Origin of the sequence: Caulobacter sp. CCG-8 (assembly GCF_037402475.1) — a bacterium.
Taxonomy (GTDB): Bacteria; Pseudomonadota; Alphaproteobacteria; order Caulobacterales; family Caulobacteraceae; genus Caulobacter.
Genome location: NZ_JBBEUD010000019.1, coordinates 95,827 through 110,627, shown reverse-complemented (window position 1 = coordinate 110,627; position 14,801 = coordinate 95,827). Strand labels below are relative to the sequence as shown.

At 70.0% G+C, this 14,801-nt stretch carries 19 protein-coding genes; 9 read left to right on the top strand and 10 right to left on the bottom strand.

Annotated features, from left to right (window positions below; translation table 11 throughout):
* Window positions 1–121: 121 nt before the first annotated feature.
* Window positions 122–754 (bottom strand): glutathione S-transferase family protein, encoded by a 633-nt coding sequence (locus WAE60_RS18305; protein WP_337687789.1) that lies wholly within the window; start codon window positions 752–754, stop codon window positions 122–124.
* A gap of 197 nt (window positions 755–951) precedes the next feature.
* On the opposite strand from WAE60_RS18305, the gene WAE60_RS18300 reads away from it, so the two are divergent.
* Window positions 952–1,407, top strand: coding sequence for a hypothetical protein (locus WAE60_RS18300; RefSeq protein WP_337687788.1), 456 nt, complete (start codon window positions 952–954; stop codon window positions 1,405–1,407).
* A complete protein-coding gene (locus WAE60_RS18295; protein WP_337687787.1) occupies window positions 1,404–1,601 on the top strand; it encodes a hypothetical protein in 198 nt (65 codons plus the stop codon). Before WAE60_RS18300 ends, WAE60_RS18295 begins: the two co-directional genes overlap by 4 nt.
* Here the strand turns inward: WAE60_RS18295 and WAE60_RS18290 are convergent.
* Entirely contained in the window at window positions 1,598–2,059 is a 462-nt protein-coding gene (locus WAE60_RS18290) for a DUF4112 domain-containing protein (RefSeq protein ID WP_029906992.1), read from the bottom strand. The two genes, WAE60_RS18295 and WAE60_RS18290, sit on opposite strands and share 4 nt — an antisense overlap.
* A 33-nt stretch (window positions 2,060–2,092) precedes the next feature.
* Complete coding sequence (locus WAE60_RS18285; protein ID WP_156035526.1) at window positions 2,093–2,599, bottom strand: DUF4112 domain-containing protein; 507 nt, start codon at window positions 2,597–2,599, stop codon at window positions 2,093–2,095.
* 152 nt (window positions 2,600–2,751) lie between these two features.
* On the opposite strand from WAE60_RS18285, the gene WAE60_RS18280 reads away from it, so the two are divergent.
* Complete coding sequence (locus WAE60_RS18280) at window positions 2,752–3,069, top strand: YbjQ family protein (protein ID WP_029906990.1); 318 nt, start codon at window positions 2,752–2,754, stop codon at window positions 3,067–3,069.
* A 94-nt stretch (window positions 3,070–3,163) separates the two neighbouring features.
* On the opposite strand, the gene WAE60_RS18275 is transcribed toward WAE60_RS18280, so the two are convergent.
* Window positions 3,164–3,619: a hypothetical protein gene (locus tag WAE60_RS18275; protein ID WP_337687786.1), complete on the bottom strand. Its 456-nt coding sequence runs from the start codon at window positions 3,617–3,619 to the stop codon at window positions 3,164–3,166.
* Between the two features lie 479 nt (window positions 3,620–4,098).
* Here WAE60_RS18275 and meaB point away from each other — a divergent pair, with 479 nt between their 5' ends.
* Window positions 4,099–5,082: a methylmalonyl Co-A mutase-associated GTPase MeaB gene (meaB, locus tag WAE60_RS18270; protein WP_337687785.1), complete on the top strand. Its 984-nt coding sequence runs from the start codon at window positions 4,099–4,101 to the stop codon at window positions 5,080–5,082.
* A gap of 178 nt (window positions 5,083–5,260) precedes the next feature.
* Here meaB and WAE60_RS18265 read toward each other — a convergent pair whose 3' ends face one another.
* From WAE60_RS18265 to rlmJ, 3 genes are all read right to left on the bottom strand, one after another.
* The gene (locus WAE60_RS18265) at window positions 5,261–5,929 is read right to left on the bottom strand and encodes a hypothetical protein (RefSeq protein ID WP_029906988.1); all 669 of its coding nucleotides are present in this window, start codon (window positions 5,927–5,929) and stop codon (window positions 5,261–5,263) included.
* Window positions 5,930–6,010: 81 nt separating this feature from the next.
* The gene (locus tag WAE60_RS18260) at window positions 6,011–7,291 is read right to left on the bottom strand and encodes a chromate transporter (protein WP_337687784.1); all 1,281 of its coding nucleotides are present in this window, start codon (window positions 7,289–7,291) and stop codon (window positions 6,011–6,013) included.
* On the bottom strand, window positions 7,288–8,109 hold the full coding sequence (gene rlmJ / locus WAE60_RS18255) for a 23S rRNA (adenine(2030)-N(6))-methyltransferase RlmJ (RefSeq protein WP_029906986.1): 822 nt from the start codon (window positions 8,107–8,109) through the stop codon (window positions 7,288–7,290). The genes WAE60_RS18260 and rlmJ overlap by 4 nt, the downstream gene beginning before the upstream one ends.
* Before the next feature lie 118 nt (window positions 8,110–8,227).
* Here rlmJ and WAE60_RS18250 point away from each other — a divergent pair, with 118 nt between their 5' ends.
* Both WAE60_RS18250 and WAE60_RS18245 read left to right on the top strand, forming a co-directional pair.
* Complete coding sequence (locus WAE60_RS18250) at window positions 8,228–9,247, top strand: DNA topoisomerase IB (RefSeq protein WP_337687783.1); 1,020 nt, start codon at window positions 8,228–8,230, stop codon at window positions 9,245–9,247.
* Window positions 9,248–9,303: 56 nt separating this feature from the next.
* Entirely contained in the window at window positions 9,304–10,161 is an 858-nt protein-coding gene (locus WAE60_RS18245) for a hypothetical protein (protein WP_337687782.1), read from the top strand.
* A 10-nt stretch (window positions 10,162–10,171) separates the two neighbouring features.
* Here WAE60_RS18245 and WAE60_RS18240 read toward each other — a convergent pair whose 3' ends face one another.
* Both WAE60_RS18240 and WAE60_RS18235 read right to left on the bottom strand, forming a co-directional pair.
* Window positions 10,172–11,422, bottom strand: a complete 1,251-nt coding sequence (locus tag WAE60_RS18240; protein WP_337687781.1) for a DUF6596 domain-containing protein — start codon at window positions 11,420–11,422, stop codon at window positions 10,172–10,174.
* Window positions 11,419–11,820, bottom strand: a complete 402-nt coding sequence (locus tag WAE60_RS18235) for a YciI family protein (RefSeq protein WP_029906982.1) — start codon at window positions 11,818–11,820, stop codon at window positions 11,419–11,421. The genes WAE60_RS18240 and WAE60_RS18235 overlap by 4 nt, the downstream gene beginning before the upstream one ends.
* Window positions 11,821–12,006: 186 nt before the next feature.
* Here WAE60_RS18235 and WAE60_RS18230 point away from each other — a divergent pair, with 186 nt between their 5' ends.
* The 3 genes from WAE60_RS18230 to WAE60_RS18220 are packed head-to-tail and all read left to right on the top strand — an operon-like array spanning window position 12,007 to window position 13,746.
* Window positions 12,007–12,603 (top strand): DUF2975 domain-containing protein, encoded by a 597-nt coding sequence (locus WAE60_RS18230; protein WP_337687780.1) that lies wholly within the window; start codon window positions 12,007–12,009, stop codon window positions 12,601–12,603.
* Window positions 12,603–12,860 carry a helix-turn-helix transcriptional regulator gene (locus WAE60_RS18225; protein WP_337687779.1) on the top strand — a complete coding sequence of 86 codons (258 nt, stop codon included), beginning with the start codon at window positions 12,603–12,605 and terminating at the stop codon, window positions 12,858–12,860. The genes WAE60_RS18230 and WAE60_RS18225 overlap by 1 nt, the downstream gene beginning before the upstream one ends.
* Window positions 12,861–12,885: 25 nt before the next feature.
* On the top strand, window positions 12,886–13,746 hold the full coding sequence (locus WAE60_RS18220; RefSeq protein ID WP_337687778.1) for an alpha/beta hydrolase: 861 nt from the start codon (window positions 12,886–12,888) through the stop codon (window positions 13,744–13,746).
* Here the strand turns inward: WAE60_RS18220 and WAE60_RS18215 are convergent.
* On the bottom strand, window positions 13,743–14,729 hold the full coding sequence (locus WAE60_RS18215; RefSeq protein WP_029906978.1) for a YafY family protein: 987 nt from the start codon (window positions 14,727–14,729) through the stop codon (window positions 13,743–13,745). The two genes, WAE60_RS18220 and WAE60_RS18215, sit on opposite strands and share 4 nt — an antisense overlap.
* Between the last annotated feature and the right edge of the window lie 72 nt (window positions 14,730–14,801).

The following is a 14,801-nucleotide window of genomic DNA, read 5'->3' as shown; positions in this document are numbered from 1 at the left end:
CCTGTGACGCTGATTTTGTTGCAGGGCGTTGAGATTGCTGGGGTTCGTGCGGTCGTTCGCGGGGATTGAGCGCGCTGTATCCCCGCAAGCCCATCCCCGTTGCCAGAGCAAGTGCTCCAACTCAGCTCTGCCACCATCCCCGCGTGGCGTGGCACGTCGCCAGGGCGCGCTGGTAGCCGTCGCGGGCGCGGAGCCGGGTCAGATAGGCCAGCTCGAGGTCGCCGAATTCGAACCCGACGTTCTTCTTCGCCATTTCCAGCGCATAGCCGACGGAAATGTCAGCGGCCGTGAAGGCCTCGCCCGCCAGGAACGGCGAGCGCTTCAGCTGTCGGGTCACCAGGGTCAGGCGGGTGGTGAACACGTCCAGGGCCTGGCGCGCGCTCCAATTGTCGCGCTGCCCCTCGGGCGCGATGTTCCGGGCGCCCGAGACGAAATACATCGACCCCGCCAGCCCCGCCTCGCCCAGGTGGAGGAATTGCTGGTAGGCCGGGAAGGCCGGATCGTTGGGCGCGGGCGCCAGCGGCGTCGGGCCGTGGCGGGCGATCAGGTACTCCATGATCGCGATCGACTCGACCATCACGACGTCGCCGTCCTGCAGCGCCGGGATGAAGCCGGCCGGATTGATCGCCAGGAATTCGGGATCGTTCTCGACGCCGGTCAGCAGGTCGACGCCCCGCAGCCGGTACGGCAATCCCATCTCTTCCAGCAGCCAGACGACCCGGAAGCCCCTGCCCTCGCCGAAGACCGTGATCATGTTCGCGCCCCGATGGTGGATCCAACCTCATGAAGACGTCCAGCAGACGCGTTTCCCGACAAGGGCCAAAGCCTTTTTCATCGACGAGGCGCGTCCCTTGCACCGACTCTTGACGACATCTCCCACCGGACACCTGCCGGAACCGCACCGGCCCGGCGCTTGATGAGGCTTCCCGACCTCAGCCCCCGAGCCTTCCCATGCTCCCGCCGCCCGCCCGCGAGACCACCTCCTTTTCCCGTATCGTCGCCGCGTTCGTCTTCGCCTTCGCCTTTCCCGCCCTGGTCCTGTCGCAGGCCATCATCTGGACCGACGACGCCATGGCCCTGGCCCAGCGCGCCGCCAGCGCCGCCTCGGGGGTGGTCGCCGCCCTGCCGTTCGGCGCGGTGCTGGGCTGGCCCTATGTGTTCTGCGCCGCCTGCGCCTGGGCCTGCCTGCACCAGTTCGGCCGCCACCATCGAAGCCTGGCCGCCGGGATCGGCGCGATCACCGGCGCGGCCGTGGCGGTCAAGCTGACCGGCTGGCACGGCGCGGACGTGTCCCTGCTGTGGCCGCTGAGCGCCGTGCTGGGCCTGGTCACCGGCCTGGGCGTGTGGTGGATCGCCTACGGCCCCTGGAAGCGCGGGACCTCGCCCCGCAAGGCGTCGCCGGCATGAGCAAGCTCGCTCGCGTGAGCTTGGCCCTCGCCTTCGTCACCGGTCTGCTGACGACGGAATGGTGGCTGAGCCGGCAGCTCGAGGCCGACGCCTGCCTGGACGACGGACACGTCTTCGACTGGCGTCGCGGTCGATGCGACTTCACGGCCCGATGGCTGCCGGGGCCGACCGCCTGGTACGACCAGCTGCTCTAGCCCCGCGCCTTCTTCACCTTGCGCTTCTTGCGCGTCTTGGCGTCGATCTCGTCGGGTAGGCCGTGACGGGACTCGATGTCCTTCTGCAGCGCCTTGGCCGCCATCAGGTGGCCGGGGAACAGGGTGTCGATGGCCCAGCCGGCCACGGGGACGGCGTCGGTGGCGGTGTCCATCGCCACATAGGCCAGCATCCGCGCCAGGGTGGCGGCCGACGCCTTGGCCATCATCGCGTGGTAGATCAGGAGGCCGCCGGCGGCGACGCTGTAGACCGGCCCGACGCCCGGCACCCAGGCCAGGACGCCGTCCAGACCCAGGCCGAACGGGCCGATGCCGATCAGCCGATCGGACAATCGCTTGATGGTCTCGGCGTGGCGCCAAGCCTGGTGCGCCTTGTGGCGATGGCCGGAACGGCCTTCGTCGACGACGAAGCCTTCGAGGGTGTCGGTGCGCTCTGTCATCTCAAGTCAACGCCCCGCCCCGAAGTTGGTTGTCTAGCCCAGGAACACGACCCGGCGCTTTTCCTTGCCCGCCCGGATGCGCTCCAGCAGGTCGCGGTACTCGGCCGTGCCCTGCACGTCCTTGCGCGTGCCCTCGAAATAGATCGTGTCGTCCATGTGGCTGGTCAGCATGTCGGCCGACCACTTGTGGCCGGTGAACAGCATGTCGGCCACCTTGCCCACGCCCGGCACGGCGCCGGCCACGGTGTCGACCAGGATGATGGCCATGATCTGGACGACGATCATCGGCGCCGAGCGCGCGCGCACGGCGTCCCAGACGATCAGCCCGCCCGCGCCCAGGCTGTAGAGCTCGCCCGCGCCCGGAATCCAGGTCAGCAGGCCGTCCAGCCCGATGCCCAGCGGCCCCACGCCGACCACGTTGTCCGACAGCTTCTTCACCCGCGCCACGTTGTTGCGGATGTTGTGCAGGTCGAGATGCGATTTGGCGAAGATCACCCGGCGGCCCCCAGCAACGCTACGGCGCCAATCTGCCTTAACCATGGGCCCGCAGGAAGTGGCCACGGCACAGTTTCGCGTGTCACGCGAAAGCGATCCGCAAATCGCTCGCGCTCCGAGGGAGCCCCTCCCGAACGGCGGCGTTTGTGCTTAAGTTAACGGCGAGCGCGCCGGACGCCGCTGACGAGGGCCTCTCGATGCTGATCTCGACCACCCCCTTCATCGAAGGACGGCCGGTCCAGGACTACAAGGGCGCGATCTACGCCCAGTCGATCCTTGGCGCGAACGTCGTCCTGGACCTGATGGCGGCCATCCGCGACTTCATCGGCGGCCATTCCAAGTCCTACGAGCGGGTGCTGGCCCGGGCCCGCGAGGACGCCCTGAAGAACCTGACCAAGGAAGCCGAGAAGCTGGGCGCCAACGCGATCCTGGCGGTCGACCTCGACTACAACACCGTGGGCCCGCACGGCTCGATGATGATGGTTTCGGTTTCCGGGACCGCCGTCGTCCTCTAAGCGGGTAATAGACTGCACCTCGGCGAAGCAGCCCGCACTAGAACGTTCTCCCGACAATCCAAGATCGCGAACTACCTTTCGCGATCCTGACCAGCTACGGAAAAGATTTCACCCATTCCTTTTTGGCAATTCTCCAAGACAGAGACACCCCAACTAGCGCCATGACAACGCAAAACACACACCCTACAACGTCCATGAATTCCACTTTGTTCGTCGTCGGGCCAATCGCCAAAATACCTATAATTCCCAGAAAAACTAACCCCAGATAAACAATGAATGCCGCAACATAGTCAAAAGCCATTGGTTCCCACGGCATCGACTTCTTTGCCGCCACTTTACGCATACGGTTGCGCCCTCCGAGATAGCAAAAAAGACCGTACCAGATAAGAAACGGCACGCTGATTGGCGCGTCAGACGCTCCAATCGATAGCCTGAAAAATGCGTATCCCCAGACGGTAGTCATTTCTGAGAAGAAGAGCCACAGCGCAAAACCCGCGACGTTTTCCTCCAAAAGCTTTTGGACGAAGCTTTCAATTGTCAACGAGCCCATGAGTACCTCCAAATATGAGGAACGCGGGCATCACCCCCTGCCGACTAGCCCCATGGCCGGAACATCAGAAACGGCGATGCTACATCTGCGAGCAATGCGCACGCCCGCGGCCCTCGCAGTGCGCCTCCGGTAAACAGCGCAGCGATCTGAAAGCCCGTCTCAAACCGAAGGGCCAAGCCAGTACCGACGGTTATGAGGCAGGCACTTAGGCATCGCATTGCCCCTTGCCACGCCATCGCTATTCGCGAAGGCGATAAGTTAGCACGTCATGCGGGAAATCAAAGTCTAGCTAGACGCCCGCCGGCCGAGAGGTCTCCTATGCGACGACACCCTTTTCTGAGTTCTGGCCGCTCGTTTTGGACACGTACTTGGACACACGGACTTTTTCAGAATCTATAAGATATTGTTTTTACAATCAATTTTATACGGCCTTGACCGAACCGATTTTCACTTCGCTCGAAGAGCTTTAAGCGGATCGAGTGACCCCTTCTATCGACATCGCCGATCTCGAGACGCGCCTAGTCGCCGGAGACCGCGCCGCCCTGGCCCGCGCCATCACCCTGGTCGAGAGCCGCCGACGCGACCACCAGAAGGTCGCCCGCGCCCTGCTGGAACGGCTGATGCCGCGCACCGGCGGGGCCCAGCGCATCGGGATCACCGGCGTGCCGGGCGCCGGCAAGTCGACCACCATCGAGGCGTTCGGCACGATGCTGACCGCCGCCGGCCATCGGGTGGCGGTGCTGGCGGTGGATCCCTCGTCGGGCCGGCACGGCGGCTCGATCCTCGGCGACAAGACCCGCATGGAGCGGCTCAGCGTCGACCCCAACGCCTATATCCGCCCCTCGCCGTCCGGCGGCGTGCTGGGCGGGGTGGCGCGCAAGACCCGCGAGGCCATGCTGCTGTGCGAGGCGGCGGGCTTCGACGTGATCCTCGTCGAGACCGTGGGGGTGGGCCAATCCGAGACCGTGGTGTCGGACATGGTCGACATCTTCCTGGCCCTGCTGATCCCCGGCGGCGGCGACGAGCTGCAGGGCATCAAGAAGGGCCTGATCGAGCTGGCCGACCTCCTGGTGATCAACAAGGCCGACGCCGATCCGGACAAGGCCCGGCGCTCCGCCCGCGACTACCGCAACGCCCTGCACATCCTGACGCCGGCCTCGCCCGACTGGACGCCGCCGGTGCTGACCGCCTCGGGCCTGACGGGCGCGGGGCTGGACGCGCTGTGGACCCAGATCCGCCGCCATCGCGAGATCATGACCGCCAACGGCGCCCGCGCCGCGCGGCGGGCCGACCAGGACAGCCGCTGGATGTGGGCCATGGTCCAGGACCGCCTGTCCGAGGCCTTCCGCGAGGCGCCCGCCGTGGCGGCTGTGGCAAGCGATATTGAACGCGCCGTCCGCGCGGGGGAATTACCGGCTTCAGCGGCGGCCGACCGGCTGCTGGCGGCTTTCGGGCTGGATTAGGTTCACATTTACCCCAACAGCCGTCATCCCGGGCCTTGTGCCCGGGACCCCTGGTTCAGCTCACACGTGAAGCGCAAGCGGTTCGCCAGCGAACCGCCCCTCCTGCACCTGCGGCGGATAGAGCGGTCCCGGGCACAGGGCCCGGGATGACGGAACTAGATAGGGGATCGGATGTAGATCAGTCCGCCGCCGCCAACCGCTTGGCCTGGGCCACCCAGGCGTCGCGTTCGGCGCGGCCCTTCAGGCTCAGCTTGGCGTCGAAATCGGCCAGTTCCTCCGGCCCCCAGGCGGCGATCTCGGAAAAGCGCGTGACGCCCAGCTCGGCCAGGGACGCCGCCAGCTTGGGACCGATGCCGACCAGCAGGGTCAGGTCGTCGCCGGCCGACTTGGCCTGCTCGACGGCGGCCTCGACCACGGGTTCGGCCACGACCTCGACCGTGTCGGCGGTCTCGGCGATCACGGCCTCGGCGGTGTCGAGCGTCTCCTGCACCGCCTCGGCGACGGTCTCGGTCACGGCGGTCGCGGCGGCGGTGACCGGCTCGGCCGTCTCCAACTCGACCGGCGCCAGGACGGGCGCCTCGGTGACGGGATCGATCACCGGCTCGGGGGCCAGTTCGACAGGCTCAGGGGCCAGCGGGATTTCGGCGAGCGCCGGGGTCAGGGCCGTGGCCATCAGGGCCTCGACATTGATCGCCTCGCGCCAGCGGGCCGACCACCACCACCAGGTCGCTCCGGCCGCGGCCGCGCCGCCGAACACCAGCCACAGCGGCGAGGCCGCGCCGGCCAGCAGGTTGGGACCCTTCTCAAGGTCGATCTTGGGCGTTTCGGGAAGGAACGAAAGGGTCATGGCCGAGCTCCAACAACCATTTGTTGCAGTGCAGCATAACACGGTTTTCGAGCGGGCGGAGTCGCTAAATCCGGTCGAGGTTCAAATCAGTCCGGTCGCGCCCAGCGCCAGGCCGGCGACGACCATGGCCCCCACCGTCGCCAGGACCGGGGCGCGCAGGGCGAACACCAGGCCGCAGGCCAGGATCGTCAGGCCCGCCGCGGGCAGGTTGAGGCTGGCCGGGTCCGGAAGCTCGGCCCGCAACAGGCCCCAGCTGTGGACCGCGCCCGTCCGGAACAGCAGGTGGACCGCGAACCACACCGCCAGGTTGGCGATCACCCCGACGGCGGCGGCCGACACCAGGGCCAGGGCGCGGGCCGGGCGGGGACGCGAGCGCAGGCGCTCGAAGAACGGCCCGCCGGCGAAGATCCACAGGAACGACGGCGCGAAGGTGGTCCAGGCGGCCATCAGTCCGCCGGCCAGGCCGACCAGCCACGCCCACTCGGCCGGGGCGTTCTGATAGGCGCCGACGAAGCCGACGAAGACCAGGACCAGCACCAGCGGTCCCGGCGTGGTCTCGGCCAGGCCCAGGCCGTCCAGCATCTGGCCGGGCGCCAGCCAGCCGAACGCGCCCGCCGCCTGCCCCACATAGGCCAGGGCCGCATAGGCGCCGCCGAAGCTGACCACCGCCAACAGGCTGAACACGCCGCCCATCCTGGCCAGGGTCGACGCCGGCCAGACCGCCAGGGCCAGCAGCACCGGCGCCAGCCAGACCGCCAGGCAGACCAGGGCCGTGCGCCACGGGGTCCGCGCGAACGTCTCGGACGGCTGGGCCGCGACCGCGCCGCCGCCCAGCGCCCAGCCGACCGCTCCGGACGCCAGGATGATCAGCGGGAACGGCACAACGGTGAAGGTCAGGGCCAGGAACGCCAGGCCCGCGGCCCACCCGCCGGCCACGCCCTTGATCGCCCGGCCGCCCATGCGGATCAGGGCCTGCAGCACCAGGGCGACCACCGCCGCCTTCAGCCCCAGCAGCGCCGGCCCCGCCCAGACCGCGCGGCCGTGGGCGACGTAGAGGGCCGAGAGCCCCAGCATCACGGCCAGGCCGGGCAGCACGAACAGCAGTCCCGCCGCGATCCCGCCGCGCACCCCGTGCAGCCGCCAGCCCAGCCAGGTGGCCAGCTGCTGGGCCTCGGGACCAGGCAGCAGCATGCAGAAGCTCAGCGCGTGGGCGAAGCGCTCCTCGTCGATCCAGGCGCGCCGCTCGACCACCTCGCGGTGCAGCAGGGCGATCTGGCCGGCCGGGCCGCCGAAGCCCAGGCAGCCGACCCTGAGCCAGACCCAGAACGCTTCCCGGAAGCTGGGGCCGGCGGCCTGCGTCACGCGCGCCAGATCCGCGCCTTGGCCCCGGTCTCGCCGAGATGGTCGGCCAGCCAGGTCGTGACCTCGGCGATCGCCCCTTCGGCGGACGCGGGCGTCCCGACCATGACCATCGCGCAGCCGTTCATCTTCATCGGGTCCGTCAGGGGCCGGAGGCGGAGTTCGGCAGCTAGCGCGTCGTTCGTGACGGTTTCCATCGCGCGCATGAAGGCGTCGAAGGTTTCCAGGTCCTTCAGCGGCATCCAGGCGGCGATCACGGCGTCCTTGTCCCTGGCCAGCACGGCCTTGGTCGCGCCGACGATCTGGGCGTAGTCGTCGCTGCGCTCGAACGGCGGGTCGATCAGCACGAACGTGCGCCCGCCCTTCCCCGCCCGCGCCGCCGCGGTCGCGTAGCCGTCGGCCTGGACCGCCTGGGCGAAGGCGTAGGGGGCCAGGGTCCGGCGCAGGCTGTCGAAGTCGTCGGCCCGCAGCTCGCAGGCGGTGTAGCGGTCGGTCCTGCGCAGATGGCGGGCCACCAGCAGCGGCGAGCCGGGGTAGAGCCCGCCCGCCCCGCCGCCGTTCAGCGCCTTCACCGCCGCGACCAGGGGCGCGAACACCGCGGGCGCGTCCGGCATGGCCAGCAGCCGCCCGATCCCCGCCGCCGCCTCGCCCGAGCGCAGGGCCATGTCGCCGCCCAGGTCGTAGGCCCCGGCCCCGGCGTGGGTGTCGATCACCGACAGCGGCGTCTCGTCGGCCGTCAGGGCCTTCAGCAGGGCCAGCAGGATCGCGTGCTTCTGCAGGTCGGCGAAATTGCCGGCGTGGAAGGCATGTCGGTAGTTCATGTCTGGCGCGTCGCTCCCGGAACCGGCGCTCCGTCTACCACGTTGGCGGACATTAGGGTTGGGAGCGAGTGATGGCCCAGGATAATTCCGAACACGGCGTACGCCGTCCCGTGGAACGGTGACCGCCGTGCCCCGCGACACGCTGGAAACCACACCCGCCGAACGCACCCTGCTGGCCTATGTCAATGACCAGGAGCAGGGCATCCGCCGGCTGGCGCACGGCAAGGGCTTCGCCTACGCCGACGAGGACGGCCGTCCGGTGAAGGACGAGGCGACCCTGGACCGGATCAAGGCCCTGGCCATCCCGCCCGCCTGGACGAACGTCTGGATCTGCCCCGACCCCAACGGCCACATCCAGGCGGTGGGCCGCGACCAGAAGGGCCGCAAGCAGTATCGCTACCACCTCGAATGGCGTGCCGACCGCGACGCGCGCAAGTACGACCGCATGGCCGCCTTCGGCCGCGCCCTGCCCCGCCTGCGCCGGCGGATCGAGACCGACCTCGCCCGCCGGGGCCTGCCGCGCGAGAAGGTGCTGGCCGCCGTGGTCAGCCTGCTGGAACTGACCCTGATCCGGGTCGGCAACGACGAATACGCCAAGACCAACAAGAGCTTCGGCCTGACCACCATGCAGAAGCGCCACCTGAAGCTGGCGGGCGGCGGGGCGGTGTTCGAGTTCCGGGGCAAGAGCGGCAAGATGCACCGCACCGGCTTCCGCGACCGGCGCCTGGCGCGGATCGTCGGCGCCTGCCAGGAGCTGCGCGGCCAGCGATTGTTCCAGTATCTCGACGAGGACGGCCAGCGGCGCGCGATCGAGAGCAGCGACGTCAACGACTACATCCGTACGGTCTGCGGCGACGACTTCTCGGCCAAGGACTTCCGCACCTGGTACGGCTCGCTCGCGGCCCTGGAGGCGCTGAGCCTCAGCCCCAAGCCCGCCACCAAGACCGAGGCCAAGCGCACGCTCAACACCTGCGTCAAGGCGGTGGCGGGCCTGCTGGGCAACACGCCGGCCGTCTGCCGCGCGGCCTATATCCACCCCAAGGTGCTGGAGGCCTTCGAGACCAGCCGACTACCCAAACGGCGGACCGGGTCGCCGAGGGGGAAGGAACTGGCGCTGCTGAAGCTGGTGGCGGCCTGAGCTTGCGAACGCTCCCCTCCCGCGCCAAGCTTGGCCGGGGTTTTCGGGAGTTCGTCGTGCTGACACGTTTCGCGCCTTGGGCGTGCGTCGCGACCCTGGTCGCCGGGCCCGCCGCCGCGGCGCCGCGCGCCTGCCCCGCCTCGCCCGAACTGGCCCGGCTGGTCGCCGCCTCGTCCAGCATCGTGGAAGCGCGCTTCGGCTTGTCGCAGGCGACCCTGGCCAAGACCGTCGAGCACCCCGCCTACATCGCCGCGCCCCTGGCGGACGCGACGTCGCTCAAGGGTCCCATGCCGGGCGCCGTCCAGATCTACCCCAAGGACGAGGCCTATCTTCCGCCGCCCGACGCCCTGCGCGCCGCCGTCGACCGGCGAGCCCTGCTCTTCTTGACCCAGGCCGGTTCGCCGCCGCAGTTCTATTTCGCCGGCTATTCCCCCAAGGCGCTGACGCCCGCCACGGCCCAGGCGCAGGCGGGCGTGCGGAGCGAGATCGCCCGCCAGGCCGCCTTCCTTCGCGCCGTCCCCGCCCCCGCCGCCCACGATGCGGAAGTCCGTCGTCTGGTTTCCGAGCTGGGCGGACTGCGCGGACGTCCGGGCGCCGACGTCCGACAGCGGGCGATCTTCGCGCGGCTGGAAGCGCTGGGTCCCGCCGGCGTTCCGGCGATCGTGGCCCACATGGACGATCGCCACGTCCTGGCCGTGCCGGCGATCTCCCTGACGAACCACGCGGCCGACGCCTTCGAGGGCGTGCGCCACTACGGACCGGAACAGGTCGTCGACGCGCTCGACGCCATCCTGAACCAGATCACCGGCCAGTCCTTCGGCGCCATCTCCAACGGCGGAACCGAGGAACAGCGCGGAGCGGCCGTGAGCGGCTGGCGGGTCTACGTCGCGGACCTTGGCTGCCCCGCGCCCTAGCGTTCCGCGCCTAGGACTCAGCTAGCCGCGCCGCCCGGCCCGACAGGTACCGCTGCTCGGGCTCGCTGGCGGTGAGCGCCGCCGCCGTTCGGTAGGCCTCGACCGCCTCCGCCCGGTCGCCCGCCATCTCCAGCAGATGCGCCCGCACGGCCGCCAGGCGGTGATGGCCGGCCAGCCGCTTGTCTGTCTCCAGCTCGACCAGCTGGCGCAGGCCCACGCGGGGTCCGCGCGTCATGGCCAGGGCGACGGCGTGGTTCAGGCGGACCATCGGGTTGTCGGCCATCCGCTCCAGCAGGCCGTACAGCGCCAGGATCTGCGGCCAGTCGGTGTCCTCGGCCCTGGGCGCCTCGTCATGCACCGCCGCGATGGCGGCCTGGAGCTGGTAGGGGCCGATCGCCCCGCGCGACAGGCCCGCCTCGACCAGGGCCACGCCCTCGGCGATGGCCGCCTGATCCCAGAGGCCGCGATCCTGCTCCGCCAGCGGGACCAGCTCGCCGTCCGCCCCCGTCCGCGCCGCGCGGCGGGCGTCGGTCAGCAGCATCAGGGCCAGCAGGCCGGCCGCCTCGCCGTCGTCCGGCAGCAGGCCCCGGACCAGCCGCGCCAGCCGGATCGCCTCGCCCGCCAGATCGGCGCGCTGCAGGTCCGGTCCCGCGCTGGCGGTGTAGCCCTCGTTGAAGATCAGGTAGAGCACGTGCAGCACCGACCGCAGCCGTCCGGCCCGCTCGGCGGCGTCGGGGGCCTCGAACGGCACGCCCGAGACCCGGATGCTCTGCTTGGCCCGGCTGATCCGCTGGGCCATCGTGGCCTCGGGCACCAGGAAGGCGCCGGCGATCTCGGTCGTGGTCAGGCCGCCGACGGCGCGCAGGGTCAGGGCGATGGCCGAGGACGAGCTCAGGGCCGGATGGCAGCACATGAACAGTAGGCCCAGCGTGTCGTCCCCGACCGACAGGACATCCAGGTCGTCGCCTGGCGACACCACCGCGCCCTCGTCCTCGGCCGCGACCGCCTCGCGCCGCCGCCGGGCGATCTCGCCCCGGATGTGGTCGGTCATCCGGCGAGACGCCACCTGGACCAGCCAGCCGCCCGGGTTGGCCGGGACGCCGACCTGCGGCCACTGGCGGGCGGCGGCCAGCAGCGCCTCCTGCACGGCGTCCTCGCCGGCGGCGAAGTCGCGATAGCGGCGGACCACGGCCGACAGCACCCGCGGCGCCAGCTCGCGCAGCAGGGCCGTCGTCGCGCGGTCCAGCGCCGCCGAGGTCACATCTCCTCGCCGCTGGGCGACATGAGCCGCCGCACCTCGACCGGCAGGTTCAGCGGCTTGCCGCCGGGACCGGGGCCCTCGGACCAGCGCGAGGCGATGTAGTAGGCCCGCTCGGGCGTCTCGACGTCGACGATCACGTAGCCGGCCAGGAATTCCTTGGTCTCGGGGAACGGACCGTCCGTCACCTCCGGCGCCGCGCCCTGGCGGGCCCGCACGAACCGCGCGTCGTCGGGGCCGGCCAGACCGTGGGTCACCACCATTTCGCCCGTGTCGTTGAATTCCTCGCGGAACAGACGCAGGTGCTCCATGTGCGCCCGGATGTCCTCGCTGGGCCATTTGGTGATCATCTCGGTCCGCCATTCGGACAGGGCGAACTGCATCATCAGGATGTACTTCATCGCTATTCCCTTCGGTTGGAGCGCCGTCCTCCCGGCGCTTTCGAGGGCTAGTCGGAACCGTCCGGCCATTCTCGACACGGGCCGGCGAAATTATCGAGCCCGAAATTCGTGGGCGCATCGGCCTTCCGAATTTATCGTTTGACAGAAAGAAATTTCGGAACGAGCGTAAGGTCACTGGAGGTCGCCATGCCCGTGATCAAGCTCAAGCCGCGCGCCGAGACCGTGGCCGCGCCCGAGACCGCCGCCCAGCGCCGCGTGCGCCTGGGCAGCCGCGCCCTGGCCTGGCTGTTCACCGGCCTGCTCTGCGTCTCCGCGGCGATCCTGGTCGCCGCCCTGGCCGCCATGCTGTTCTACAAGGGCGAGCTGCTGCGGATCGGGCCGGACAACTGCTACATCGGCGAGGGGCCGCCCAACTCGGTGGCCTTCGGCTCGCTGCCCCTCGTCCATCGGCTGGTCTACTGCCTGGTGGGGATCGTGCGCGCCACGCCGATCATCATGCTGTTCTGGAGCCTTCGCGGCCTGTTCCGACTCTATGCCGGCGGCCAGGTGTTCGCCCCCGCCAACGCCGTGCAGTTCCGCCGCATCGGCCTGTGGCTGTGCGCCTACGCCGTGTCGCCGTTCGCCTGCCACCTGTTCCTGGCCGCCACCGGCTACGAGATCGACCGGAACTGGGCCCACATGGCCAGCGTCCAGGCCTTCGTGCTGGGCCTGCTGGTCTTCGTGATCGGCGAGGTCATGCGGGTGGGCCGCGAGATCGAGGAAGACCGGGAGGCGTTCGTCTGATGCCGATCATCCTTCGCCTCGACGTCATGCTGGCCCGGCGCAAGGTGCGCTCCAACGTCCTGGCCCGCGCCATCGGGATCACCGAGGCCAACCTCTCCCTGCTGAAGTCCGGCAAGGTGAAGGGCATGAAGTTCGAGACCCTCGAGGCCATCTGCGCCTACCTGGACTGCCAACCCGGCGACATCCTGGAATACGCGCCGGACGACACGACCGACCAGCTTCCCGACGCCGAGCAGGACACGCTCAGGCGCGCCTGACGGCCCTTCATCACAGGAGAGATCGATGCGACTGCCTTCAACGCCCGCCTGGGCGATCGCGGCCGGCTGCCTGCTGCTCGGCGCAGCCCCCGCCCTCGCCGCGCCCGCCTTCGTCCCCGTGGAGGGCGGCAAGGTGGCCTACGAGACCTGCGGGTCCGGGCCCAAGGCCCTGGTCCTGCTGCACGACGGCATCCTGGACAGCTCGGCCTTCGACGCCGCCTGGCCCAAGCTGTGCGCCCGGTTCAAGGTGGTGCGCTACGACCGGCGGGGCTACGGAAACTCGCCGGCCGCGACCGCGCTCTACGACGCCGTCGGCGACCTGGCGGCGGTGATGAAGGCCGCGGGGATCGACCACGCCACCGTGCTGGGCTCGTCGTCGGGCGGCGGGATCGCCGTGGACTTCGCCCTGGCCCACCCGGAAGCCGTGGACGGTCTGGTGCTGGTCGGCGCGGCGGTGAACGGCTTCAAACCCACCGACCACTTCACCAAGCGGACCATGACCCTGGTCGGGCTGCTGTCCCAGGGCCGCCTCGCCGACGCGGTCAAGGACCCCTACATCCTGACGCCCGGCGCCGAGGCGCAGCGCGCCTTCGTCCTGGCCGACCTCACCGCCCATCCCAGCAATTTCGGCGCGTCGCGGATGATCAAGGACGGGCCGGAGGTCATGGGCCGGCTGGACGAGATCAAGGTCCCGACCCTGATCGTCACCGGCGAAATCGACATGCCTGACGTCCACGCCCACGCCGGCGCCCTGGAGGCCCTGATCCCGGGCGCCCGACGGATCATCATGACCGGCGGCGGCCACTTCATCTATCTGGAACGGCCGGACGCCTTCGCGGACGTGGTGGGCGGGTTCGTGGAGAAGGCGGGCGACAGCAGGCCCTAGCCGCGCCCCTCGTGCGCCTTCAGCGCGGTCCGCAGCTCCTGCACCATCATCTCGCGCAGGCCGGGCGGCGACAGGATCTCGACCGCGTCGCTCCAGGTGAACAGGTGCCAGGCCAGTTCGCGCAGGCCGCTGGCGCGGAAGGTGACCAGCACCGAGCCGTCCTCCTCCTGGACCACGGCCTGGTTGGGGTGGAAGCGCCAGCGCAGGGCGTCCTCGGCGCGGTCGGGCGCGATGCGCAGGGCCACGTCCTCGATGTCCCCGTGGAAGATGCCGAAGCTCTCGTCGGCGAAGGCCTGCAGCGAGAAGTCCTCGGGCGGCGGGGCGGGCTCGCTGAGGGCCGTGACCGAGTGCATCCGGTCCAGGCGGAAGGTGCGGGGCCTGGGATCCTTGCCCTCGGCGGCGACCAGGTAGTTGGCGTGGCCGAACAGGATGCCCAGGGGCGTCACCTTGCGGGTGCGGCCGGGCGCGCTGCCGCCCTCGTAGCGGAACGACAGGGCCTGCAGCCCCTTCACGGCCGTGCGGATGGCGGTCAGCACCGCCTCGTCCTCGAACGGGCGCGGGCCGGGGTGGATGGCGATGGTCTCGGCCTGGATCAGGGCCTCCAGGTCGGGGGCCACCTTGCGCCGCGCCGCGCCGCGCAGGGCCGACATCAGCTTGCGCTCCAGGGCGTAGAGGGCGGCGGCCCGCCCCTCGGCTCCGCCCGCGGCGTAGCCGTCGGCCGCCGTGCGCAGGGCGGCCAGCTCCTCGGCGGTCGGGGTCTGGAACAGGCTGTCCAGGCCCGACGGGATGCGGAAGCGCTTGGTCGGCGGATCGTCGACCGCCTCCATCTGCGGGAAGGCGGCCCACACCGCGTCGCGCATCCGCTCGGCCGTGCGCCGGCCCACGTCCATGGCGCGGGCCATCTCGTCCAGGGTCATGCCCTCGGACGATCCGGCCAGCATCCGGGCCAGGTCCAGCAGTCGGGTGGCTTTGTCGTGTCGCATGGCGCGACTCTATACGACCGTTTTTGACGCACGCCACCCTCAAAAGGGAAACTCAGACACCGGCCCGGCAGA